Consider the following 21,049-nt stretch of genomic DNA (forward strand, 5'->3'; position numbering starts at 1 on the left):
GAAGGCGTTCGGACGGCGGCGGCCGGAAGGCAGGGTGCGGTCATGCGGATCGGTGAGCTGGCGCAGCGGGCGGGGACGACCACCCGCGCGCTGCGGTACTACGAGCAGCTCGGGCTGCTGCCCGCGCGGCGGGCCGGCAACGGCTACCGCGCCTACGGCGAGGACGACCTGCGGCTGCTGGAGCAGATCCGCACCCTGCAGGACTTCGGCTTCGGACTGGAGGAGACCCGCCCGTTCGTGGAGTGCCTGCAGGCGGGTCACCCGGCGGGCGACTCCTGCCCGGCCTCGCTGGAGGTCTACCGGCGCAAGCTGGCCGAGCTGGACGGGTGCATCGCCCGGCTGCAGGAGGTCCGCGCCCAGGTGGCCGAGCAGTTCGAGCGGGCCGAGCAGGCCCGCGACGAGCTGGCCGCCGGGGCCGCCGCCGAGCCGCCGCGGTGCGAGTTGGCGATCGAGTGGGAGGGACGGTAGACGATGCAGATCGCAGGGGTGGCGGAGGTCACGGACGCGACGTTCGCGAGCGAGGTGCTGGCCGCGGACGGACCGGTGCTGGTGGACTTCACCGCGGACTGGTGCCCGCCGTGCCGGCAGATGGTGCCGGTGCTGGCGGACCTCGCGCGGGAGGAGGCGCACCGGCTGACCGTGGTCAGCCTGGACGTCGACCGCAATCCGGAGACGCAGGCCAGGTACGGCGTGCTGTCGATGCCGACGCTCATGGTGTTCCGCGGCGGTGAGCCGGTGCGGTCCGTGGTCGGCGCCCGGGCGAAGGCCCGGCTGCTGCGCGAGCTGGACGACGTCCTGTAGCGCGGGCGGGCGGTGGCCCGGACGGCGTGCGCCGTCCAGGTGCCGGGGCGCTACGCGGGCACGGCCACCGGCGGGAGTTCGGCCTCGGCGGCCGCCTTGGCGCGGTCCTTCGCCTCGCGGCGGACCAGCACCAGGACCCCGACCGGGATCATCGCGGTGAACAGCCACCACTGGATCGCGTACGCCATGTGCGGGCCGATGTCGGAGTGGTTGGGCTCGGGGAGCAGCTCCGGCTGGTCGGCCGGGGCCGGGGCGGTGGCGGTGAGCTCCAGGTAACCGCCGAGCAGGGCGGCGCCGGTCTCCTTGGCCTGCTGCGGGGTGCTGATCAGGTTGAACTGCCGGTCGGGGAGGCCGGCCCGGTCGCGGATGCCGCTGCCGGCCGACGTCTCGTCGGCGCGCAGCCGGCCGGTGAGGGTGACCTCGCCGGCCGGGGCGGCCGGCACCGGAGGGTAGGCGGCGGCGGAGTCGCCGGACGGCACCCAGCCGCGGTTCACCAGGACGGTGCCCTTGCCGTCCGCGAGCCGCAGCGGGGTGACGACGAAGTAGCCGATCTTGTCCCCGCCGGAGTCGGTCCGCTTGCGGACCACGAACTCGTGCTCCGGGTCGTACTGCCCGGTGGCCGTCACGGCCCGCCACGTCAGGCCCTTGGGAACCGTGAAGCCGGGTGCGGTCGACAGCGAGTCGAACGCCACCGGCTGCGCGGTGAGGGACTGGGCGATCAGGTCGTTGCGGGCCACCCGTGCCTCGTGGCGGTGGTACTGCCAGAACCCCAGCTTGATCGTCGTGGGGATCAGCAGCAGGGCGATCAGCAGGGTGATCAGCCAGCGCCGGGAGAGCAGAAAACGGTACACATGGGCACCGTACGCCCACCTCACAACTCCCTCACGCACCGGGGTGCGGGGCGACCTCGCGCAGCAACTGGAGGAAGGCGTCCTCGCCGATCACCGGGGTGCCGACCTCGCGGGCCTTGCGGGCCTTGCCGCTCCAGGTGCCGGGCTCGTTGGTGACCAGCAGGCTGGTGAGCCGGCTCACCGAGGTGGCGATGTGCAGGCCGGCCTCCACCGCTCGGTCCTCCAGCAGCTCGCGGTCGGTGGCGGTGTCGCCGGTGAACGCCACCCGCATGCCCTGCACCAGCGGCTTGCCGTCCTCCCAGCGCCCCGGGTTGGGGTACGGGCACGGCGGGCGCTTCTTGGCCTGCCGGTAGGAGGAGCCGGTCCACGAGCTGCGGGCGGCGGAGACGGGCTCGTCCTCGCCGAGGTCGGTGACCGCGACGCAGTTCTGCAGCGGCAGCGGCACGCCGCCGGAGCGGGCCAGGTGCAGGCTCGGGCGGAAGGCCTCGGCGAGCACCCGGGCGTCGTCGAGCGCGTTGTGCGCCTGGCGCTGCTGGACGCCGAAGTGGGCGGCGAGCGAGGCCAGCTTCCCGTTGGGCAGCGGCAGCCGCAGGTCGCGGGAGAGCACCATGGTGCAGATCCGCTGGTCCACGGGGGCGCGCAGGCCGGCCCGGGAGAACTCGCGGGAGATCATGTTCCAGTCGAAGAGCGCGTTGTGGGCGACCAGCACGCGGTCGCGCAGCCGCTCGGCGAACTCGTCGGCGATCTCCGGGAAGGTCGGCGCGCCGGCCAGCATTCCGCGAGTCAGGCCGTGGATCCAGACCGGTCCCGGATCCCGCTCGGGGTTGACCAGGGTGTACCAGTGGTCGGTGACGTCGCCCTCGGCGTCCAGCTGGTAGACGCCGGCCGAGATGACGCGGTCCGAGCGGCCGAGTCCGGTGGTCTCGACGTCCACCACCGCGAAGCCCTCGACGGGGGCGGCGGCGCGCTGGGCGGGGAGGGGGACGGCCCGCGGCGCGCCGGACGTCTCGGGCTGGATCGCATGCATGGTCCAACAGAATAAGCGCCGGACGGGGCCGGTCCGGCTCGGAAGGTTGCGCAGGCCGGGCCGGAATAGAGTGGACAGGGCATTCGTCGTACATCCAGTCGAATTCCCCCGGCCGCCCAGCACCCCCGTGCGGCCGTCTCCCGAAGGACGAACCACCATGCGCGCCACCGTGATCCACGGCCCCAACGACATCCGGATCGAGGACGTGCCGGACCCGGTCGTCCAGCACCCGACGGACGCCGTGGTGCGTGTGGTCAACGCCTGCATCTGCGGCAGCGACCTGTGGGCGTACCGGGGCGTGGCGGCCCGGGTGGCCGGCCAGCGGATCGGGCACGAGTTCCTCGGCGTGGTGGAGGAGGTCGGCTCCGAGGTGACCGGCTTCACACCGGGCGACCTGGTGGTGGCGCCGTTCGTCTGGTCGGACGGCACCTGTGACTTCTGTCGCGAGGGACTGCACACCTCCTGCCCGCACGGCGGGTTCTGGGGCCAGGTCGGTTCGGACGGCGGCCAGGGCGAGGCGGTCCGCGTCCCGTTCGCCGACGGCACGCTGGTGGCGCTGCCCAAGGAGGCGGCGGGCGAGGAGAAGCTGCTGCCCAGCCTGCTCGCGCTCTCCGACGTGATGGCCACCGGGCACCACGCCGCCGTCTCCGCGCGGGTGCGCCCGGGCGCGACGGTCGCGGTGGTCGGCGACGGCGCGGTGGGCCTGTGCGGCGTGCTGGCGGCCCACCGGCTCGGCGCGGGCCGGATCATCGCGCTCGGCCGGCACACCGCCCGCACCGACCTGGCCCGCCGGTTCGGGGCGACCGACGTGGTCGCCGAGCGCGGCGAGGCCGCGATCGAGGCGGTCAAGGAGCTGACCGGCGGCCAGGGCGCGCACGCGGTGCTGGAGGCGGTGGGCACCGAGGAGTCGATGCGCACGGCGGTCTCGATCACCCGCGACGGCGGCGCGGTCGGCTACGTGGGCGTGCCGCACGGCGGCAGCGCCGGTGTCGACATCGGTCAGATGTTCGGCCGGAACGTGTCGCTGAACGGCGGCGTCGCGCCGGCCCGGGCCTACATCCCCGAGCTGCTGCCGGACGTGCTCAACGGCGTCATCGAGCCCGGTCTGGTCTTCGACCGCACGGTCGGTCTGGAGGAGGTCCCGGACGGCTACCGTGCGATGGACGACCGCTCGGCGCTGAAGGTCCGGATCGCGTTCTGACGCTTCGTCACCAGGGGCGGCACCGTTGGTCGGTGCCGCCCCTCCGGCATGGTTCGTGCGGTGATTTTCGGCCAATTGAATAGTGCGAGGGGGTGAACGGCTGGCTGATCGCGGTCAACCCCTTTCGGGTCGGGCATGACGCTCCTAGCATTGCGCGGCGCGTATCCGGACTGTGACGCCGCTCACGTCGGATCGTTCCACTGGTGTGACCACGATGCCGAAGGAGTGAGGAGACAGAGTGGAATCGCCGCCGATCACCACTACCCCTACGGAAGTCCAACTCATCGAGGAGAGCGAGGAGTTCCGTGCCCTGCGGAGCTCGTTCCGGAGCTTCGCCTTCCCCGTCACCATCGGATTCGTCCTCTGGTACCTGCTCTACGTCCTGCTCTCCAGCTACGCGCCCGGTCTGATGGGCGCCAAGGTCGTCGGGCACATCAACGTCGCGCTGGTGCTGGGTCTGCTGCAGTTCGTCACCACCTTCGCCATCGCGGCCTGGTACGCCCGCTACGCGGACCGGCGGATCGACCCGCGTGCGGCCGCGATCCGCGCGGCGCGCGGCGCGGTCGTCCACGCCCCCCGGGAGGCCGCCGAATGACACAGTCCGTCGACTCCCCCCTCGCCGCCGCCGGCCTCGCTCCGTCCAGCCTCGCCGCCTCCGCCTCGGAGCACCGCGTCCTCACGCTGACCCTCTTCGGGCTCTTCGTGGGAGCCACCCTGGCCATCACCATCTGGGCCGGCCGGCAGACCAAGAGCGCCTCCGACTTCTACGCCGGGGGCCGCGGCTTCACCGGCTTCCAGAACGGCCTGGCCATCTCCGGCGACTACATGTCCGCCGCCTCGTTCCTCGGCATCGCCGGGGCCATCGCGCTCTCCGGCTACGACGGCTTCCTCTACTCGATCGGCTTCCTGGTGGCCTGGCTGGTGGCGCTGCTGCTGGTCGCCGAGCCGCTGCGCAACTCGGGCCGCTACACCATGGCGGACGTGCTCGCGTTCCGGATGCGCCAGCGGCCGGTGCGGACCGCGGCGGGCATCTCCACCATCGTGGTGTCGATCTTCTACCTGCTCGCCCAGATGGTCGGCGCCGGTTCGCTGGTGGCGCTGCTGCTCGGCGTCAGCGGGGAGAGCGCCAAGCAGGGCACCATCGTGGCGGTCGGCGCGCTGATGGTGATCTACGTGGTGATCGGGGGGATGAAGGGCACCACCTGGGTACAGATCGTCAAGGCGGTGCTGCTGATCGCCGGCACCGGGCTGATGACCGTCCTGGTGCTGGCCAAGTACCACTTCAACCCCTCCGAGCTGCTCGGCGCCGCGGCCGACGCCAGCGGCAAGGGGGCCGCGTTCCTGGAGCCGGGGCTGAAGTACGGGGCCAGCGGGACGAGCAAGCTCGACTTCCTCAGCCTCGGGATCGCGCTGGTGCTCGGCACGGCCGGCCTGCCGCACATCCTGGTCCGCTTCTACACCGTGCCCACCGCCAAGGCGGCCCGGAAGTCGGTGCTCTGGGCGATCGGCATCATCGGCGGCTTCTACCTGATGACCCTGGCGCTCGGCTTCGGCGCGGCGGCACTGGTCGGCCCCAAGACGATCAAGGACGTCAGCCCGTCCGGCAACACGGCGGCGCCGCAGCTGGCCGAGGTGCTCGGCGGCGGCGCGGGGTCGACCGGCGGCGCGATCCTGCTCGCGGTGATCTCCGCGGTCGCCTTCGCCACCATCCTGGCCGTGGTGGCCGGTCTCACCCTGGCCTCCTCGGCCTCCTTCGCCCACGACCTCTATGCCAACGTCATCCGGCGCGGGCGGGCCACGGAGAAGGAGGAGGTGCTGTCGGCGAAGTGGGCGGCGGTGGCGATCGGAGCGGTCGCGATCGTGCTCAGCCTCTTCGCGGGCAAGCTCAACACCGCGGCGCTGGTCGCGCTGGCCTTCGCGGTGGCGGCCTCGGCCAACCTGCCCACCCTGCTCTACTCGCTGTTCTGGAAGCGCTTCACCACCACCGGCGCGGTCAGCTCGGTCTACGCGGGCCTGATCACCTCGGTGACGCTGGTGCTCTTCTCCCCGGTGGTCTCCGGCGGGAAGAACGCGCTCTTCCCGCACTCCGACTTCCACTGGTTCCCGCTGGAGAACCCCGGCCTGGTCTCCATCCCGGTCGGCTTCCTGGCCGGCTGGATCGGAACCCTGCTCTCCAAGGAGCCGGCCGTCGGGGAGAAGTACGCTGAACTGGAGGTCCGCTCACTGACCGGACTGGGCGCCCACTGACGGGCACGCGATGACTAAGCTGGCCCGGCCCGCCGTTGCGGCGGCCGGGCCGGCCGCGTCATCGGCCACCACACTCGGGAAAGGACTGCCGTGCTCCTCGACACCTTCGGCCGGCAGGCCGTCGACCTGCGGGTCTCCCTCACCGACCGGTGCAATCTGCGCTGCACCTACTGCATGCCCGAGGAGGGCCTGCAGTGGCTGGCCAAGCCGGAGCTGCTCACCGACGAGGAGATCGTCCGGCTGGTGGAGATCGCCGTGCGCGACCTCGGGGTCCGGGAGGTCCGGTTCACCGGCGGCGAGCCGCTGTTGCGGCCGGGGCTGGTCGGCATCGTCGCCGCCTGCGCCGACCTCGAACCCCGCCCCGAACTCTCCCTCACCACCAACGCCGTCGGTCTCGCGCGGACGGCCGAGGCGCTGCGGGCCGCCGGGCTGGACCGGGTGAACGTCTCGCTCGACACCCTCGACCCGGAGACCTTCCGGACCCTCACCCGGCGCCGCCGGCACCAGGACGTGCTGGACGGCCTGGCCGCCGCTGAGGCCGCCGGGCTGCTGCCGGTCAAGCTGAACGCCGTGCTGATGCGCGGGATCAACGACCACGAGGCGCCCGACCTGCTCGCCTGGTGCCTGGAGCGCGGCTACGAGCTGCGGTTCATCGAGCAGATGCCGCTGGACGCCCAGCACGGCTGGGACCGCTCGTCGATGATCACCGCGGAGGAGATCCTGGAGCGGCTCTCGGCCCGGTTCGCGCTCACCCCCGAGCCCTCCGCCCGGCGCGGGGCGGCGCCGGCCGAGCGCTGGCTGGTGGACGGCGGCCCCGGCCGGGTCGGGGTCATCGCCTCGGTGACCCGCCCGTTCTGCCGCGCCTGCGACCGGACCCGGCTGACCGCCGACGGCCAGGTGCGCAACTGCCTCTTCGCGACCGGGGAGACGGACCTGCGGACCGCCCTGCGCTCGGGCGCCGGCGACGCCGAGATCGGCGAGCTCTGGCGTGCGGCGATGTGGGGCAAGAAGGCCGGCGCCGGGATCGACGCGCCGGAGTTCCACCAGCCCGACCGGCCGATGTCGGCGATCGGCGGCTAGGTCCTGTCCGGCCGATCTTGTCGGATCAGCGCGCGGCGTTGGGCGCCCGGCTGGGCGTGCGACCGGATCGTCCTCGTACTGGACGTACTTGGGCGATTCGGGCGTACGTCCAGCCGGGATGCCCGGCGTCGTGCGCCCGGCAAGATCGGCCGGACAGGACCTAGGCCCGGCGTGCGGTCAGGACGCGTCGCGCGCGTCCTCGGGGGTCCAGTCCGCGACGGCGACGACCTCCTTGAGGAAGCCGCGCACGCCAAGGAACTGGGAGAGGTGCTCGCGGTGTTCGTCGCAGGCCGCCCAGGTCTTGCGGCGGTCCGGGGTGTGCAGCTTCGGGTTGTTCCAGACCAGCACCCAGAGGGCGTCCGCCCGGCAGCCCTTGGCGGAGCAGATCGCGGTCTGCGGGGTGTCCATCGGAGCCGTCCTCGAACGTGTGGCGGGTGGGTCTGCACCGCCAGTCTTTCACGCGTGCGGCCGCGCCCTGCCCGGACGAGGGCATGGCGACGCCGGGCAGCCACGGGGGGAGCCGCCCGGCGTCGGTCCGTCGCTCCGACGGGGGATGCGGAGCGCGTACGCAGTATGTCACGACCGGGCCCCGGTATGGGGAGGTCTTGCATGATTAATCTGAGCTTCTTCTGAGGTTTCTGCTCGACAACTCGCCGCAAGGCGCCGCAAACCGGGCGGTCAGCTTGAGCTCTGTGAAGAATCGGTGGCAGTACCCTCCGTCGCGGCCGCCCCGTGCGTCGCGCCCGCCCCACCCGTTCCGCCGGGGCCGAGCATCAGCGGGACGTCCGGGGGCATGTCGAAGGTGCTCGGCAGCCCCGGGGCCCTCTCCCGGCCGGCATTGGCTATCAGCACGGCGAAGTACGGCATCAGCACCCCGCCCGCGAGCGCGGCGAAGGCCAGCCACCGCTGGATGTCCCACAGGACCACCGCCGCCAGGACGCACAGGGTGCGCAGGAGCATCGAGGCCACGTAGCGGCGCTGCCGCCCGCGGACGTCCTCGGTGAGGCTGCTGCGCGCCCCGGTGATCCGGTAGACCGGTTTGCCGCCGGAGCTTCTGTCCATGTCCAACCGCCCTCGTCCAAGCACCCGCGCTCGTCGCACGGCCTCCTCACGGTACGCCGCGAGGAGGCCGGCGACGAGACCGGGTCGGACGGACACGCGCTACTGCGGCTGGGAGAGGTACTCCGGTGGGACGGCGTCGGTCAGCCAGACGCCGTTCGCGCTGACCCGGAACGCGTGGCCGGCCGCCGCCATCGCGGCCGCGTCCACCGTCAGCACCACCGGGCGGCCGTGCCGCGAGCCGACCCGCACGGCCGTCTCGGTGTCGGCGGAGAGGTGGACGTCCTGCCGGGCCATCGGCAGCAGGCCGTCCCGGAAGATCGGGCCCAGGTTGCGGGTGGCGGTGCCGTGGAACAGCACCGCCGGCGGCTCGGTGGCGGCCAGACCGAGGTCGACCGCCACCGTGTGGCCCTGGCTGGCCCGGATCGAGAGGCCGTCCTCGGAGTAGGCGAAGCGGCGCTTGTTGTTGGTCTCGACCACGTGGTCCAGCTCGGCCCGGGTCAGCCTGGTGCCGCGGGCCGCCAGACCGGCCAGCAGCACGTCCACCCGGACCCAGCCGGCCGCGTCCAGGGTGATCCCGGCCCGGCCCGGATCGTGCCGCAGGATGCGCGACAGCATCTTGCTGGTCCTGACCGTGCGCTTCTCGTCCACTCTCTCGATCCTTCTCCCGGGCCGGGCCCGCCGCGACCTCCTACGAGGCCTGGCTGACCGAACTCATGTTGAAGTCGGGCACCCGCACCGGCGGCATCGCCGTCCGGGTGAACCAGTCGCTCCACTCGCGCGGCAGGCAGCGCTCGGTGCGGCCCACCTCGGTGATCCGGCCGAGCAGCTCGACCGGCGACTCGTTGAACCGGAAGTTGTTGACCGCGCCGACCACCTCGCCGTTCTCCACCAGGTACACGCCGTCCCGGGTGAGGCCGGTCAGCAGCAGCGTCGCCGGGTCCACCTCGCGGATGTACCAGAGACAGGTGAGCAGCAGGCCGCGCTCGGTGCGGGCGATCATCTCCTCCAGGGTCGGCGCGGCCGTCTGGTCGGCCGTCTCCAGGACGAGGCTGTCGATGGCCGGGCGCACCGGCAGGCCGGTCAGCCCGGCGGAGAACCGGTTGGTGACCAGGCCGGCCAGCTCGCCGTCGCGGATCCAGTCGGTCGCGTTCAGCCCGGCGCCGTTGTCGAACACCGAGGCGTCCCCGCCGGTGGAGTGCACCAGCACGAACGGCGAGGTCTCCAGGCCCGGCTCGGCCGGGTCGGAGCGCAGGGTCAGCGGCAGCTTGCTGAGCTTGTCGCCGATCCGGGTGCCGCCGCCGGGCTTGGAGAACACCGTCCGGCCCTCGAAGGCGTCGCGGCCGCCCGCGGACCAGCTCAGGTAGACCATCAGGTCGGCCACCGCGGAGGGCGGCAGCAGCGTCTCGTACCGGCCGGCCGGCAGCTCGACCTTGCGGGCGCCCCAGGCGAGCCGCCGGGTGAGCTGGGCGTGCAGGTCGGCGATGTCCACGTCGGTGAAGTCGCGGGTGGCGGCGCCGGCCCAGGCCGAGCCGGAGAGGTCGGCGGTCTTGGCGTTCACCTCGACCATGCCGGTGGGCTGGTCGTGGCGCAGCCGCAGGCCGGTGGACGTGCCCAGGTAGCTGGAGACCAGCTCGTGCCGGGCGAAGCCGTAGAGCAGCTCGCCCTGCGCGGCGGCGCGGGCGAAGGCCTCGCCGAGGGCGGGGGCGAAGGCCGCGAACACCTCGATCGAGGTCTCGGCGGGCGGGGCGGTGAAGTCCGGCGAGGACGGCCGGTCGGCGATCAGCGGCTGGGCGTCCTCGGCCGGTCCGGCGGCCCGGGCGGCCTCCTCGGCGGCCCGGACCAGGCCCTCCACCTCGTCCGGGACGACGGCCTCGCGGGAGACCACCCCGGAGGCGGTGCCCTCGGCGCCGGCCACCGTGGCGATCACGGTGAGCCGGCGGCCCCGGGTGACGCCGTTGGTGGTCAGCGCATTGCCGGCCCAGCGGAGGTTGGCGGTGGACTCCTCGTCGGCGATCACCACACAGCCGTCGGCGCGGGAGAGGCCGAGCGCCAGTTCGACGAGTTCGTGGGGCTGCGTCGCGGCCATCAGTGACCCGCCTCCTGCTGGGTGTTGAGCACGTTGACGTTGCGGAACAGCGCCGAGGGGCAGCCGTGGCTGACCGCCGCGACCTGGCCGGGCTGCGCCTTGCCGCAGTTGAAGGCCCCGCCGAGGACGTAGGTCTGCGGGCCGCCGACGGCCGCCATCGAGCCCCAGAAGTCGGTGGTGGTGGCCTGGTAGGCGAAGTCCTTGACCTGGCCGGCGAGTTCGCCGTTCTTGATGGCGTACGCGCGCTGGCCGGTGAACTGGAAGTTGTACCGCTGCATGTCGATCGACCAGGAGCGGTCGCCGACGATGTAGAGGCCGTTCTCCACGCCCGCGAACAGGCCCTCGGTGGACGGGCCGCCGGCGGCCGGCCGGAGCGAGACGTTGGCCATCCGCTGGACCGGGACGTGCGCGGGGGAGTCGGCGAAGGCACAGCCGTTGGAGCGCTCGAAGCCCTTGAGCCGGGCCATCGCGCGGTCCAGCTGGTAGCCGACCAGCACACCGTCCTTGACGAGGTCCCAGGACTGGGTGGCGACGCCCTCGTCGTCGTAGCCGACGGTGGCGAGCCCGTGCTCGGCGGTGCGGTCGCCGGTGACGTGCATCAGCTCGGAGCCGTACTTCAGCGAGCCGAGCTTGTCGAAGGTGGCGAAGGAGGTGCCGGCGTAGGCGGCCTCGTAGCCGAGCGCGCGGTCCAGCTCGGTCGCGTGGCCGATCGACTCGTGGATGGTCAGCCAGAGGTTGGACGGGTCGATCACCAGGTCGTAGCGCCCGGCCTCGACGCTCGGCGCCTTCATCTTCTCGGCCAGCAGGACGGGCAGTTCGGTCAGTTCGGCGTCCCAGTCCCAGCTGCCGCCCTGCTGCCCCGGCCCGTCGGGGGACGCCCCCCGGGTGCCCGCGAGGTACTCCCAGCCGCGCCCGACCGGCGGGGCCAGGGTGCGCATCGAGTCGAAGGCCCCGGTCCGCTCGTCCACCGAGGTGGCCTCCAGCTCCGGGTGCAGCCGGATCCGCTGCTGGGTGGTGACGGTGCCGGCGGTGTCGGCGTAGAACTTGTTCTCCTGCACCGTCAGCAGCGTGGCCTGGACGTGCGAGACGCCCTCGGCGGCCAGCAGCCGGGAGCTCCAGTCGGCGAGCAGCGCCGTCTTCTCCGCGTCCGGCACCTCGAAGGGGTTCACCTCGTACGCGGAGACCCAGGTGACGTCCCGGTGGACCGGCTCGGCCGCCAGCTCGACCCGCTCCGCCGAGCCGGCCGCGCGGCTGATCCCGCCGGAGAGGCGGGCCACGGCGACGGCCTGCTCCGCCACCCGGGCCGCCGCGGCCGTGGTGAGGTCCACCCCGGCCGCGAAGCCCCAGGCGCCGTCCAGCAGCACCCGGACGGCGAAGCCGAGCTGGACGCTGTCGGAGGTCCCGGCCGGCCGGGCGTCGCGCAGCCGCCAGGAGGCGCTGCGGACCCGCTCCAGCCGGAAGTCGGCGTGCGCGGCGCCGAGTTCGCGAGCCCGGGTGAGGGCGGCGTCGGCCAGGGCGTGCAGCGGGTAGGCGAGGAACAGCGGGTCGACGGCGCGTCCGTGCGGGACGCCGGGGCTGCTCGTCGGGGGCATCGCGGGCAATCGGGCTCCCTGATCGGCGGGATGGCGGTGCGGGCGGCCCCTGCACAGGGGTGCCCGCACCGCATCATGTCCGGTCCAGGGGGTTTGGGCCAGCGCATTTCCGCGCGCCCCGCCGGGCTTTCCCGCGGCGGTGCGGCGCCGGCCGGCGCGGCGTCAGACGACGCCCTCCCACCAGCCGTCCAGCTCCGGCGGGCTGTCGACGTCGACCCGCTCGCCGGGGCGCGGCACGGCGACCGGGACGGCCTGCTGCTTGGCCTCCACGAGCAGTCGCTCGATCGGCTCGGACCACGGGTGCGGGGCCAGGTTGAAGGTGCACCAGTGGACCGGGACCAGCAGGCCGGCGCCGAGCTCGCGGTGGGCGCGGACGGCGTCCTCCGGCGTCATGTGGATGTCGGCCCAGGCCGTGTCGTAGGCGCCGATCTGGACCAGCGCGGCGTCGAACGGGCCGTGCTCGGCGCCGATCCTGGCGTAGCCCTCGAAGTAGCCGGAGTCCCCGGTGTAGAAGACCCGGCGGGTCGGTCCGGCGATCACCCAGGAGCCCCAGAGGGTGGTGTTGCGGGTCAGGCCGCGGCCGGAGAAGTGGTGGGCGGCGGTCAGGGTGACCGCCAGCTCGCCGAGGGTGCAGGTCTCGTTCCAGTCCAGCTCGATGATCCGGTGCTCCGGGACGCCCCAGCGGCGCAGGTGGGAGCCGATGCCGAGCGGGACGGCGAACGGCGCGGACTGGCTGCGGACCAGCCGCTTGACCGTCGCCATGTCCAGGTGGTCGTAGTGGTCGTGCGAGATCAGCACCGCGTCGACCTGCGGCAGCTCCTCCAGCTCCACCGGCACCGGGTGCAGCCGCTTCGGGCCGACGTGCGCGGCGGGGGAGCAGCGGTCGCTCCAGACCGGGTCGAGCAGCACCCGGGCGCCCTCGACCTCGACCAGCGCGGACGCGTGCCCGTACCAGGTGACCTCGACGCCCTCGGCGGCCGGCTGCGGCCCGCCGGCCGGGCGGACGGTCGGCACCGGGCGGGTGGGCACCCGGCCCTCGCGCTGGAACAGCATCCGGCGCATGCCGTCCCGGTCGACGCCGGGGGCGGCCTCGGTCCCGGCGACGGTGGAGGGCGCGTTGTGGAAGACGCCGTCCCGGTACTGCGGCGAGTTGCGCACCCGCTCGTCCTGCTCGCCGTCCGGCCGGCGTCCGAACGCCGCCGGCAGGTCGCGCAGCGACCAGGCGGCCGCCCCCGCGCCGGCCACCAGGGCGGCCAGGGCCAGCAGTCGTCCGCGCCGGTGGGTGGTTCCGGGCCGTGCGTCGTTCATCCGCGGTCTGCCTTCGCTCGTCTGCCGTGCTCGCCGCGGGCCACGGGGCCGCGCGTGCGCCGGGGCCGGTCCAGGGGAGGCGGTACGGCCGACCCCGGTGGTGCCGCACCACCGGGGGCAACGGGTGCGTCCCTCCGGGTGTTCCCGCGACACCTGGGCGACCGGGCCCGGCGGGCTCCGTCGCCGGGGCCCGGACGGCCCGCCCGCCCCGGGCGGAGCCCGCCGCGGAGGGCGCGGACGGCGACGGACCGGCGCCGTCGCGGATTGTCGGATTGCGACAGTTCCGCCGGTGAGGCGCTGTGGGAGCCCGATGCGTCCGAGGCCGGTACCGACCGATAGCGTCACACTGCGTGCGCATTCCGCCGTACGCACACTCACGGAGAGAGGTGGATCGTTGAGCCGCTCGGTTCTCGTCACCGGAGGAAACCGGGGCATCGGCCTCGCGATCGCCCTGGCCTTCGCCGAGGCGGGCGACAAGGTCGCCATCACCAGCCGCTCGGGCGAGGTGCCCGAGGAGCTGGCCAAGTACGACGTGCTCGCGGTGCGCTGCGACATCACCGACAGCGCCCAGGTCGACGCCGCGTTCACCGAGATCGAGGCCAAGCACGGCGGCGTCGAGGTGCTGGTCGCCAACGCCGGCATCACCAACGACACGCTGCTGCTGCGCATGTCGGAGGACGACTTCACCTCCGTCGTGGACACCAACCTCACCGGCGCGTTCCGGGTGGTCAAGCGCGCGTCCAAGCTGATGATGCGCGCCCGCAAGGGCCGGGTCGTGCTGATCTCCTCGGTGGTCGGCCTCTCCGGCTCCCCGGGCCAGGCGAACTACGCCGCCTCCAAGGCCGGCCTGGTCGGCTTCGCGCGCTCGCTGGCGCGCGAGCTCGGCCCGCGCAACATCACCGTCAACGTGGTCGCCCCCGGCTTCGTCGACACCGACATGACCGCAGTGCTCAGCGACGAGCGCCGTGCGGAGATCGTCGCGGGCGTGCCGCTGGGCCGCTACGCGGCGCCCGCCGAGGTCGCCAACACCGTGCGGTTCCTCGGTTCGGACGAGGCCGCGTACATCACCGGAGCCGTCATTCCCGTCGACGGCGGATTGGGCATGGGTCACTGAACATGAGTGGAATCCTTGAGGGCAAGCGGATCCTGATCACCGGAGTGCTGATGGAGTCCTCCATCGCCTTCCACACCGCGAAGCTCGCCCAGGAGCAGGGCGCCGAGGTCATCCTCACCGCCTTCCCGCGCCCGACGCTGACCGAGCGGATCGCCAAGAAGCTGCCGAAGCCGGTCAAGGTGCTGGAGCTGGACGTCTCCAGCGAGGAGCAGCTGGCCGGCATCGCCGACCAGGTCCGCGAGCACCTGCCGAGCCTGGACGGCATCGTCCACTCGATCGGCTTCGCCCCGCAGGACGCCCTCGGCGGCAACTTCCTGGACACCCCGTGGGAGTCCGTGGCCACCGCGATGAACGTCTCGGCGTTCTCGCTGAAGTCGCTCACCATGGCGCTGCTGCCGCTGATGCAGGACGGCGGCTCGGTCGTCGGCCTGACCTTCGACGCGCAGTACGCCTGGCCGCAGTACGACTGGATGGGCCCGGCCAAGGCCGCGCTGGAGTCCACCAACCGCTACCTGGCCCGCTACCTGGGCGAGCGGAACATCCGCTGCAACCTGATCTCGGCCGGCCCGATCGGCTCGATGGCCGCCAAGTCCATCCCGGGCTTCCCCGACCTGGCCGCCACCTGGGACGCGCGCTCCCCGCTGAAGTGGGACCTGAGCGACCCGGAGCCGGCCGGCCGCGGCGTCGTCGCCCTGCTGTCGGACTGGTTCCCGAAGACCACCGGTGAGATCGTCCACGTGGACGGCGGCCTGCACGCCATCGGCGCCTGACGGCCCGGTTCCGCTCCCGCGGTGCCCGGTACCCCTCGCGGGGTGCCGGGCACCGCGCGTTTGCGGGCCAGCCGGTGTCACGGGCAGGGGCCCGGGCTCACTTCTGGCCGTTGCGGCCCAGGGCGACGGCCGCGTCGTGGTAGCCGGTGCCGTGCCCGGTGTCCATGGCGGCGGAGATCCGGTCGACCACCGGGGCGTCCGCGCCGTACCCGTGCACCCGGCCCCACTCCAGCACCATCTGCCGGCTCTGGGTCAGGCCGGCCGTGTGGTTGTCGGAGGTGTCCAGGTTGCCCCGGTGCTGCGCCTCCTCCTTGACGTGCTCGGCCCAGGCGCCGGCGCCGTGCTCGGCGAGGGCGCCCGCGAGCTCGCCGCCCTCGGGGACGAACCCGGCCGCGGTGGCGCCGAGGGTGGAGACCAGGGCGCCGGTCCGGTCCGCCCACGCCATCCGGTCCTCCTTCCCGTCCAGCAGGACGGAGGCGCGCACGGCGTCGTAGGCGCCGAGCGCGGTGCCGACGCGCTGGCCGGGCAGGGTGCGGTCGGCGTCGTCCGCCCCCGGGTCGGACGGCAGTGCGGCGACGGTCCGCGCCGCCTCGGCGCGCTCGGCGCGGTAGAGCGCCGCGTAGGCCTCGGGCTCCTCGGCGACGCCGCGCAGGACCCGCACCAGGTGGTCGCTGCTGCCGCCGAGCCGGCCGGCGCCGCCCTCCTCCCAGGCCCCGGCGTGCGCGGCGGTGCCGACGTGCCCGCTCAGGATCCGGTGGGTGTCCTGCGCGTAGTCGGCGAGTGCGCCGGCCAGCGGCCCCCGGAGGTCCTGGTGGACCTCGGCGCCCCGGCCGTCCGCGTCCAGAGCGTCGATCGTGCCCTGGAGGACGCGGGCCTGCGCCGGGGTGTGCGGGCCGCCGTGGCGGGCGGTCCCGCCCGCCACGGCGCCGGTGGCCGCCGCCTCCAGGGCGGCGGCGAGGCCGGCCCGGTGGGTGTGCGGATCGGCGACCGGCGGCCCGTACAGGGTGGTGGCGGACAGCGACGGCCAGCTGCGGCCGCGCAGCAGGTAGGCCAGGCGGTCCCCGGCGCCGGGGGACTGCGGGTCCAGGAACAGGACGGCGGCCTGCGGGTTGCGGCCCATCAGGCCGAGCACGCCGTCGAGGGGGTCGTGCACCAGGTCCGGGCGCGGGCCGTTGAACTGGTGCGCCGGGCGGCTGCGGCCGCTGCGCTCGGCGTCGAGGAGGTCGGTGCCGAGGTCGTTCAGGAAGTCCTTGCCGTAGCCCGCGCCGCCGTGCCTGAGCAGGGTGGCGAGGGCCTGGAAGCCGGAGACGGGCTCCGCGCCGCCGCCGGGCCGGTGCCCGTTCACGCTCCGGACGCCGGCCTCCCGCAGGCCCGCACGGAAGTCCCGGTAGAACCCGCCGGCCGGGTCGCGGGTGGCGCCGGCGACGGTGTCGGCGAGGCTCGTCCGCAGCGCCTCGTACTCGGCGGTGAGCTTCCCGCCGCGGGCGTTGATCCGCAGGTCCAGTTCGTCGGCGAGCCGCAGCAGGCCGGTGGGGCCGAGCGCGGTGAGCAGGGGCCGGCCGAACTCCGGGCTGCCGGAGTCGGCCTTCATGAGGTCGGCGAGCTCGGCCAGCTCCTCCCGGCCGAGCCGGCCGCCGTCGGCGAGCCGCCGGGCGAGCTCGGCCGCCCGCGCGGCGTCGGCCGCGTCGCCGCCGCCGACCGCGCGGCCGTTGAAGGTGTTCACCGGGTCGCCGACCTTCGCGGCCCGGCGGAGCCGGAGCGCGGCGCGCCGGTCGGCGGCGGTGGCCTCCTCCAGGCAGACCGCGATCTGCCGGGCCCACCGGCCGGCCGCCGCGGCGCGCTCGCGCTGCTGGTCGGCGTCGTGGCGGTAGTCGGCCCGGAGCGCCGGGTCGAGGCCGCCGAGGTCGAACACCACGGCGCCGCCGCCGGTCACCCGCATGCCGTCGGCCTCCGCGGCCCGGACGGTCCGCCGCAGCCGCTCCTGCGCGGCCGCGAAGTCGCCGTGCGCGTCCGCGATGATCGAGGCGACGGCCCTGGCCTCGGTCTGCGCGTCGACGGTCTGCTGCCGGGTGGGCCGCAGGTGCAGGTCGGCGGCGGCCGCGGTGGGGCCGACCCAGAGGCTGCCCCCGGTGACCGGGAGCACCTCCCGTTCCAGCCGGTGTTGGACGGCCTCGTACGCCGCGGCCATCGCGGTCCAGTCGGCGGCGGCCCGGGCCAGGCCGGAGAGGTCGGCCTTCAGGACGTCCTCGAAGCCCGGCACGCTCACGCACCCCCGGGGAACGACGCGGCGATGCCGTGCTCGACGCTCAGGTAGTTGGTGTGGGTCTGCCGCATCATCCCGGCCTCCTGGTTGAGCCGGCCGTTGAGCTGGGCCACCTGCTCGTGCCACTCCCGCAGCGCGCCGCGCAGGGCCTCCGCGGTGTCCCACCCGCCCAGCTTCGACGCCGCGCTCCCGGTGGAGTCGTCGGCGGCCCGGCCGGCGGCCGTGCTGTCGTCGGCGATGGCGCCGAGCGAGACGGCGGCCCGGTCGAGCGCGGCGGTGGAGACCCTGGTCGACACTCCGCCGGGCGGGGCGTCCGGAACAGCCATCGGAATCTCCCCGCTTTGCGCACGCTTGGCAGATGCTTGACCGATGCCGGATCCTACGGGACGTCAGCCGCCGTCGGCCCGCGTGTCGGCCGCAGTTCGCTCGTTCGTGGTCGGCCGTGGAATCCGCGGCGAATCCGCCGTGGATTCCGGGCCGGAATCCGCCCCCCCTCGGGAGCCCCCCGGGCATGCCGAACGGGCCGCCGGGGAGGGGCGGCCCACGGCGCGGGCGGGCGTCAGGCCTCGGTGTCGGTGGCGCAGGCGCCGATCGCGCGCCCCGCCTCCAGCGAGGCCCGGGCGGCGTCGCCGGCCCGGATGGCGTCCAGGATCGTGTCGTGGCCGAGGTAGCGCTCGGCGATCAGCTCGGGGCCGACGTCGTGGCGCAGGTGGGCCCGGGTGACCTCGCCCAGGTCGGCGTAGACGGCGGCGAGGACGTCGTTGTGGGCGGCGGAGACCACGGCCTGGTGGAAGGCGGCGTCGGCCTGGACGAAGTCCTCGGCGTCGCCGGAGCGCCAGGCGTCCTCGCGACGGGCCAGGGCGGCCTCCAGGAGGACGAGGTCGCGGTCGGTGCGCCGGGTGGCGGCCAGGCCGGCGGCCGAGGTCTCCAGCGCGACCCGCAGCTCGGCCACCTGCGACTGGTCGGCGTCGGCGAAGCGGCGGTGCATGACCCCGGCCAGCTCGCTGGTGGCGAGGACGTAGGTGCCGGAACCCTGCCGGATGTCCAGCAGGCCGTTGTGGGCGAGGGCGCGGACGGCCTCGCGGACGGTGTTGCGGGCGACGCCGAGCTGCTCGACCAGGGCGGCCTCGGTCGGGATGCGCGAGCCGACGGGCCACTCGCCCGAGGTGATCTGGGCGCGCAGCTGCGCGATCACCTGGTCGGACAGCGGGGTGCGCCTCGGAGAGGACAGCGCCACGGGGGACTCCTTGCGGCTTCGGGGGGTCGGCAGTGCCTGCGGGCCCACAGGGGTGGGCCGCCGGGCGGGTGGACTGGCCGGGGTGGTCGGCCACGGACGGGTCGGCACATCATGCCAAGTCCAGGGTGCGCTAATTCATCCCATCATTCTATGATGGCTCGCATGCCACCCGCAGCAGACACCACCACCTCTCCCCGAACGGGGGCCCGACCGCAGACCGAGCGGCCCGCCTCCGCCCGCAGCAGCCACCTCGGCTGGCTGTTCGCCGTCGCGATCGCCGTCGCCGCCTTCAACCTCCGGCCCGTCGTCACCAGCCTCGGGCCGCTGCTCGACCAGGTCCGCACCGACCTCGGGATGAACCCGACGCTGGCCGGGCTGCTCACCGCCGTGCCCTCGCTCTGCTTCGCGCTCTTCGGCTTCGCGGCCCCCGGCATGGCACGGCGGATCGGCCCGATCGCGGTGATCACCGCCGGCATGGCCGCGATCACCGCGGGCGTGCTGGCCCGCTCGTTCGCCGGCGGTACGGCGGTCTTCCTGCTGCTCACGGCGCTGGCGCTGGCCGGCGTGGCGGTCTCCAACGTGCTGATCCCGGTGGTGATCAAGCGGTACTTCCCGGAGAAGGTCGGTCCGATGATCGGCCTGTACTCGATGTCGCTGTCGGCCGGCACCTCGCTCGCCGCGGCCGTCACCGTGCCGCTGACCGGCGCGCTCGGCGGCGACTGGCGGGTGGGCCTGGGCGTCTGGGCCGGGCTGGGCGCGCTCGCCCTGCTGCTCTGGGTGCCCGTCATGGTGGCCCGGCGCGAGCGCGGCGAGCGCTCCGGCGGGGCGGCGGCGGACCGGCTGCCGATCACCCGCAGCCGCACCGCCTGGGCGATGGCCTGCTTCTTCGGCCTCCAGGCGACCGGCGCCTACGTCGTGATGGGCTGGCTGCCGAAGATCTTCCAGGACGCCGGTGTCTCGGAGGGCGCCTCCGGCGTGCTGCTGGCGCTGACCATGGTGATCGGCGTCCCGGTCTCCTTCGTGCTGCCCAACCTCGCCGCCCGCCGCGGCGACCAGCGGCTCTTCGTGGTGGTGCTCGCCTCCTGCGGCATCGTCGGGTACGCCGGGCTGGCGCTGGCCCCGTCCGCCGCGCCCTGGCTCTGGGCGACCCTGGTGGGCCTGTCCAACTGCGCCTTCCCGCTGGTGCTCACCATGATCGGCCTGCGCGCCCGCACCGCCGGCGGCGTGGCGCAGCTCTCCGCCTTCGCGCAGGGCGTCGGCTACCTGATCTCCATCCCCGGCCCGATCCTGATCGGCCGGCTCTACCAGGCCACCGGCACCTGGTACCTGCCGCTGGGCTTCCTGGCCCTGCTGCTGGTGCCGCAGATGCTGTTCGGCCTGCGGGCGGCGATGGCCCGGCACATCGAGGACGAGGCGGTGCGCCCGGTCGCCGCCGGCGTCCGGTCCTGACGCCGGAGGAGGCCGGATCCCGCCCCTGCGGGGTCCGGCCGGGCCGGGGGCGGTGGCGGGCGGTCGCGTCCGGGATGGGAGAATCCGGTCATGCCCGTACTCGAACCGAACCCCACCGACGGCCACAAGAAGCTGGGCCGGCTCGCCGCGACGATCGGCGGCATCGTGCTGGCGCTCGTCATCGTCGCCATCGTGGCCAAGAACCTGGGCTGACCGGAGCACGAGGGCCCGGGCCCGCGGCACCCGCGGTGACCGGCGGCGGTCCACCGGGCCAAGTCCCGGCGAACGGCGCATGATGGCACCCTCCACCCCTGCGAGTGGCGGCAACCGGGAGCATCGCGCCGCGGAGCGGCTTTTCTGCCAAGCTTGCTGGGTATGAGCGCCGACACGCCCCGCAGGATCATCGTTCTCCGCCATGCCAAGGCCGACTGGCCCGACGGCGTCGACGACCACGAGCGGCCGCTGGCCGACCGGGGCCGCCACCAGGCCCCGGAAGCCGGCCGCTGGCTGGCCGATTCCGGCATCAATCCCGACTACGTGCTCTGCTCCGACGCCCTGCGCACGCGCGAGACCTGGAAGCTCGCCGCGCACGAGCTGCCCAAGCGCTCCCGCAAGACCGTGTACGAGAAGCGGATCTACGAGGCCAGCCCCGGCGAGATCATCACCGTCCTCCAGGAGACCTCGGACGACTACGCCGACCTGGTGCTGGTCGGCCACAACCCCGGGGTGCTCGGGCTGACCCAGGTGCTGGCCGGCGACGAGGGCGACCGGGACGCGCTGGAGCGCCTGCGGCTGGGCGGCTTCCCGACCGCGGCCATCGCGGTGCTCAGCTTCAGCGGCTCGTGGAAGGGCGTCGAACCGGGCGTGGCCGCGCTGGTCTCGTACTACACGCCGCAGGACTGAGCGCGGCGGGACTGAGCGCGGCGGGCCCGGCGCCTGCGACGGGCCGACCGGAACCGGG

22 protein-coding genes are annotated in these 21,049 nt (G+C 74.0%); 11 read left to right on the forward strand and 11 right to left on the reverse strand.

The window, feature by feature from the left end; genetic code table 11:
* Positions 1-42 precede the first annotated feature (42 nt).
* Together ACIPSC_RS19845 and trxA are read left to right on the forward strand one after the other, a co-directional pair.
* Positions 43-468 (forward strand): MerR family transcriptional regulator, encoded by a 426-nt coding sequence (locus ACIPSC_RS19845; RefSeq protein ID WP_400827140.1) that lies wholly within the window; start codon positions 43-45, stop codon positions 466-468.
* Between the two features lie 3 nt (positions 469-471).
* Positions 472-801, forward strand: a complete 330-nt coding sequence (gene trxA, locus ACIPSC_RS19850; protein WP_400827141.1) for a thioredoxin — start codon at positions 472-474, stop codon at positions 799-801.
* A 50-nt stretch (positions 802-851) separates the two neighbouring features.
* Here the strand turns inward: trxA and ACIPSC_RS19855 are convergent, their stop codons facing one another.
* Together ACIPSC_RS19855 and ACIPSC_RS19860 are read right to left on the reverse strand one after the other, a co-directional pair.
* Complete coding sequence (locus tag ACIPSC_RS19855) at positions 852-1,652, reverse strand: SURF1 family protein (RefSeq protein ID WP_400827143.1); 801 nt, start codon at positions 1,650-1,652, stop codon at positions 852-854.
* Positions 1,653-1,683: 31 nt separating this feature from the next.
* Positions 1,684-2,679, reverse strand: coding sequence for a DEDDh family exonuclease (locus ACIPSC_RS19860; protein WP_400827144.1), 996 nt, complete (start codon positions 2,677-2,679; stop codon positions 1,684-1,686).
* A 157-nt stretch (positions 2,680-2,836) separates the two neighbouring features.
* Between ACIPSC_RS19860 and ACIPSC_RS19865 the strand changes: the two genes are divergently transcribed.
* The 4 genes from ACIPSC_RS19865 to moaA all read left to right on the forward strand — a co-directional run bounded on the left by ACIPSC_RS19865 (position 2,837) and on the right by moaA (position 7,207).
* Positions 2,837-3,880, forward strand: a complete 1,044-nt coding sequence (locus tag ACIPSC_RS19865) for a zinc-dependent alcohol dehydrogenase family protein (protein ID WP_400827145.1) — start codon at positions 2,837-2,839, stop codon at positions 3,878-3,880.
* A gap of 238 nt (positions 3,881-4,118) precedes the next feature.
* Positions 4,119-4,475 (forward strand): DUF485 domain-containing protein, encoded by a 357-nt coding sequence (locus ACIPSC_RS19870; RefSeq protein WP_400827146.1) that lies wholly within the window; start codon positions 4,119-4,121, stop codon positions 4,473-4,475.
* A complete protein-coding gene (locus ACIPSC_RS19875) occupies positions 4,472-6,127 on the forward strand; it encodes a cation acetate symporter (RefSeq protein WP_400827147.1) in 1,656 nt (551 codons plus the stop codon). Before ACIPSC_RS19870 ends, ACIPSC_RS19875 begins: the two co-directional genes overlap by 4 nt.
* Before the next feature lie 90 nt (positions 6,128-6,217).
* Positions 6,218-7,207: a GTP 3',8-cyclase MoaA gene (gene moaA, locus ACIPSC_RS19880; protein ID WP_400827148.1), complete on the forward strand. Its 990-nt coding sequence runs from the start codon at positions 6,218-6,220 to the stop codon at positions 7,205-7,207.
* 177 nt (positions 7,208-7,384) lie between these two features.
* Here moaA and ACIPSC_RS19885 read toward each other — a convergent pair whose 3' ends face one another.
* From ACIPSC_RS19885 to ACIPSC_RS19910, 6 genes are all read right to left on the reverse strand, one after another.
* Positions 7,385-7,615, reverse strand: a complete 231-nt coding sequence (locus ACIPSC_RS19885) for a hypothetical protein (RefSeq protein WP_400827149.1) — start codon at positions 7,613-7,615, stop codon at positions 7,385-7,387.
* A 270-nt stretch (positions 7,616-7,885) separates the two neighbouring features.
* Positions 7,886-8,269, reverse strand: a complete 384-nt coding sequence (locus tag ACIPSC_RS19890) for a DUF3099 domain-containing protein (protein WP_400827150.1) — start codon at positions 8,267-8,269, stop codon at positions 7,886-7,888.
* 99 nt (positions 8,270-8,368) lie between these two features.
* A complete protein-coding gene (locus tag ACIPSC_RS19895) occupies positions 8,369-8,917 on the reverse strand; it encodes an RNA 2'-phosphotransferase (RefSeq protein ID WP_400827151.1) in 549 nt (182 codons plus the stop codon).
* Between the two features lie 40 nt (positions 8,918-8,957).
* Entirely contained in the window at positions 8,958-10,355 is a 1,398-nt protein-coding gene (locus ACIPSC_RS19900; RefSeq protein WP_400827152.1) for a metallopeptidase TldD-related protein, read from the reverse strand.
* Entirely contained in the window at positions 10,355-11,947 is a 1,593-nt protein-coding gene (locus ACIPSC_RS19905; protein WP_400827190.1) for a TldD/PmbA family protein, read from the reverse strand. The genes ACIPSC_RS19900 and ACIPSC_RS19905 overlap by 1 nt, the downstream gene beginning before the upstream one ends.
* Positions 11,948-12,109: 162 nt before the next feature.
* Positions 12,110-13,255 carry an MBL fold metallo-hydrolase gene (locus ACIPSC_RS19910; protein ID WP_400827153.1) on the reverse strand — a complete coding sequence of 382 codons (1,146 nt, stop codon included), beginning with the start codon at positions 13,253-13,255 and terminating at the stop codon, positions 12,110-12,112.
* Between the two features lie 394 nt (positions 13,256-13,649).
* Here ACIPSC_RS19910 and fabG point away from each other — a divergent pair, with 394 nt between their 5' ends.
* The gene (fabG, locus tag ACIPSC_RS19915) at positions 13,650-14,369 is read left to right on the forward strand and encodes a 3-oxoacyl-[acyl-carrier-protein] reductase (protein WP_395293861.1); all 720 of its coding nucleotides are present in this window, start codon (positions 13,650-13,652) and stop codon (positions 14,367-14,369) included.
* 2 nt (positions 14,370-14,371) lie between these two features.
* The gene (gene fabI / locus ACIPSC_RS19920) at positions 14,372-15,139 is read left to right on the forward strand and encodes an enoyl-ACP reductase FabI (protein ID WP_400827154.1); all 768 of its coding nucleotides are present in this window, start codon (positions 14,372-14,374) and stop codon (positions 15,137-15,139) included.
* Positions 15,140-15,236: 97 nt separating this feature from the next.
* Here the strand turns inward: fabI and ACIPSC_RS19925 are convergent, their stop codons facing one another.
* The 3 genes from ACIPSC_RS19925 to ACIPSC_RS19935 form a co-directional block, all read right to left on the reverse strand.
* Positions 15,237-17,399, reverse strand: a complete 2,163-nt coding sequence (locus ACIPSC_RS19925) for a hypothetical protein (protein WP_400827155.1) — start codon at positions 17,397-17,399, stop codon at positions 15,237-15,239.
* Between the two features lie 2 nt (positions 17,400-17,401).
* Positions 17,402-17,728, reverse strand: a complete 327-nt coding sequence (locus ACIPSC_RS19930) for a WXG100 family type VII secretion target (RefSeq protein WP_400827156.1) — start codon at positions 17,726-17,728, stop codon at positions 17,402-17,404.
* A gap of 233 nt (positions 17,729-17,961) precedes the next feature.
* A complete protein-coding gene (locus ACIPSC_RS19935; protein ID WP_400827157.1) occupies positions 17,962-18,639 on the reverse strand; it encodes a FadR/GntR family transcriptional regulator in 678 nt (225 codons plus the stop codon).
* Between the two features lie 162 nt (positions 18,640-18,801).
* Between ACIPSC_RS19935 and ACIPSC_RS19940 the strand changes: the two genes are divergently transcribed.
* From ACIPSC_RS19940 to ACIPSC_RS19950, 3 genes are all read left to right on the forward strand, one after another.
* Positions 18,802-20,088, forward strand: coding sequence for a CynX/NimT family MFS transporter (locus tag ACIPSC_RS19940; protein WP_400827158.1), 1,287 nt, complete (start codon positions 18,802-18,804; stop codon positions 20,086-20,088).
* A 90-nt stretch (positions 20,089-20,178) separates the two neighbouring features.
* Positions 20,179-20,301, forward strand: a complete 123-nt coding sequence (locus ACIPSC_RS19945) for an SGM_5486 family transporter-associated protein (protein WP_255752595.1) — start codon at positions 20,179-20,181, stop codon at positions 20,299-20,301.
* 162 nt (positions 20,302-20,463) lie between these two features.
* Positions 20,464-20,991 (forward strand): SixA phosphatase family protein, encoded by a 528-nt coding sequence (locus ACIPSC_RS19950; protein ID WP_400827159.1) that lies wholly within the window; start codon positions 20,464-20,466, stop codon positions 20,989-20,991.
* Positions 20,992-21,049 lie beyond the last annotated feature (58 nt).

Origin of the sequence: Kitasatospora sp. NPDC090091, assembly GCF_044747365.1 — a bacterium.
In the GTDB taxonomy this organism is placed as follows: Bacteria; Actinomycetota; Actinomycetes; order Streptomycetales; family Streptomycetaceae; genus Kitasatospora.

What these genes read in the sequence shown, in the direction of transcription:
- ACIPSC_RS19910 (WP_400827153.1), bottom strand. Translation starts at nt 13,255, where the DNA reads ATGAACGACGCACGGCCCGGAACCACCCACCGGCGCGGACGACTGCTG.
- ACIPSC_RS19905 (WP_400827190.1), bottom strand. Translation starts at nt 11,947, where the DNA reads ATGCCCCCGACGAGCAGCCCCGGCGTCCCGCACGGACGCGCCGTCGAC.
- ACIPSC_RS19945 (WP_255752595.1), top strand. Translation starts at nt 20,179, where the DNA reads ATGCCCGTACTCGAACCGAACCCCACCGACGGCCACAAGAAGCTGGGC.
- ACIPSC_RS19900 (WP_400827152.1), bottom strand. Translation starts at nt 10,355, where the DNA reads ATGGCCGCGACGCAGCCCCACGAACTCGTCGAACTGGCGCTCGGCCTC.
- ACIPSC_RS19890 (WP_400827150.1), bottom strand. Translation starts at nt 8,269, where the DNA reads ATGGACAGAAGCTCCGGCGGCAAACCGGTCTACCGGATCACCGGGGCG.
- ACIPSC_RS19875 (WP_400827147.1), top strand. Translation starts at nt 4,472, where the DNA reads ATGACACAGTCCGTCGACTCCCCCCTCGCCGCCGCCGGCCTCGCTCCG.
- ACIPSC_RS19845 (WP_400827140.1), top strand. Translation starts at nt 43, where the DNA reads ATGCGGATCGGTGAGCTGGCGCAGCGGGCGGGGACGACCACCCGCGCG.
- trxA (WP_400827141.1), top strand. Translation starts at nt 472, where the DNA reads ATGCAGATCGCAGGGGTGGCGGAGGTCACGGACGCGACGTTCGCGAGC.
- ACIPSC_RS19885 (WP_400827149.1), bottom strand. Translation starts at nt 7,615, where the DNA reads ATGGACACCCCGCAGACCGCGATCTGCTCCGCCAAGGGCTGCCGGGCG.
- ACIPSC_RS19930 (WP_400827156.1), bottom strand. Translation starts at nt 17,728, where the DNA reads ATGGCTGTTCCGGACGCCCCGCCCGGCGGAGTGTCGACCAGGGTCTCC.
- ACIPSC_RS19940 (WP_400827158.1), top strand. Translation starts at nt 18,802, where the DNA reads ATGCCACCCGCAGCAGACACCACCACCTCTCCCCGAACGGGGGCCCGA.
- fabI (WP_400827154.1), top strand. Translation starts at nt 14,372, where the DNA reads ATGAGTGGAATCCTTGAGGGCAAGCGGATCCTGATCACCGGAGTGCTG.
- ACIPSC_RS19865 (WP_400827145.1), top strand. Translation starts at nt 2,837, where the DNA reads ATGCGCGCCACCGTGATCCACGGCCCCAACGACATCCGGATCGAGGAC.
- ACIPSC_RS19860 (WP_400827144.1), bottom strand. Translation starts at nt 2,679, where the DNA reads ATGCATGCGATCCAGCCCGAGACGTCCGGCGCGCCGCGGGCCGTCCCC.
- ACIPSC_RS19950 (WP_400827159.1), top strand. Translation starts at nt 20,464, where the DNA reads ATGAGCGCCGACACGCCCCGCAGGATCATCGTTCTCCGCCATGCCAAG.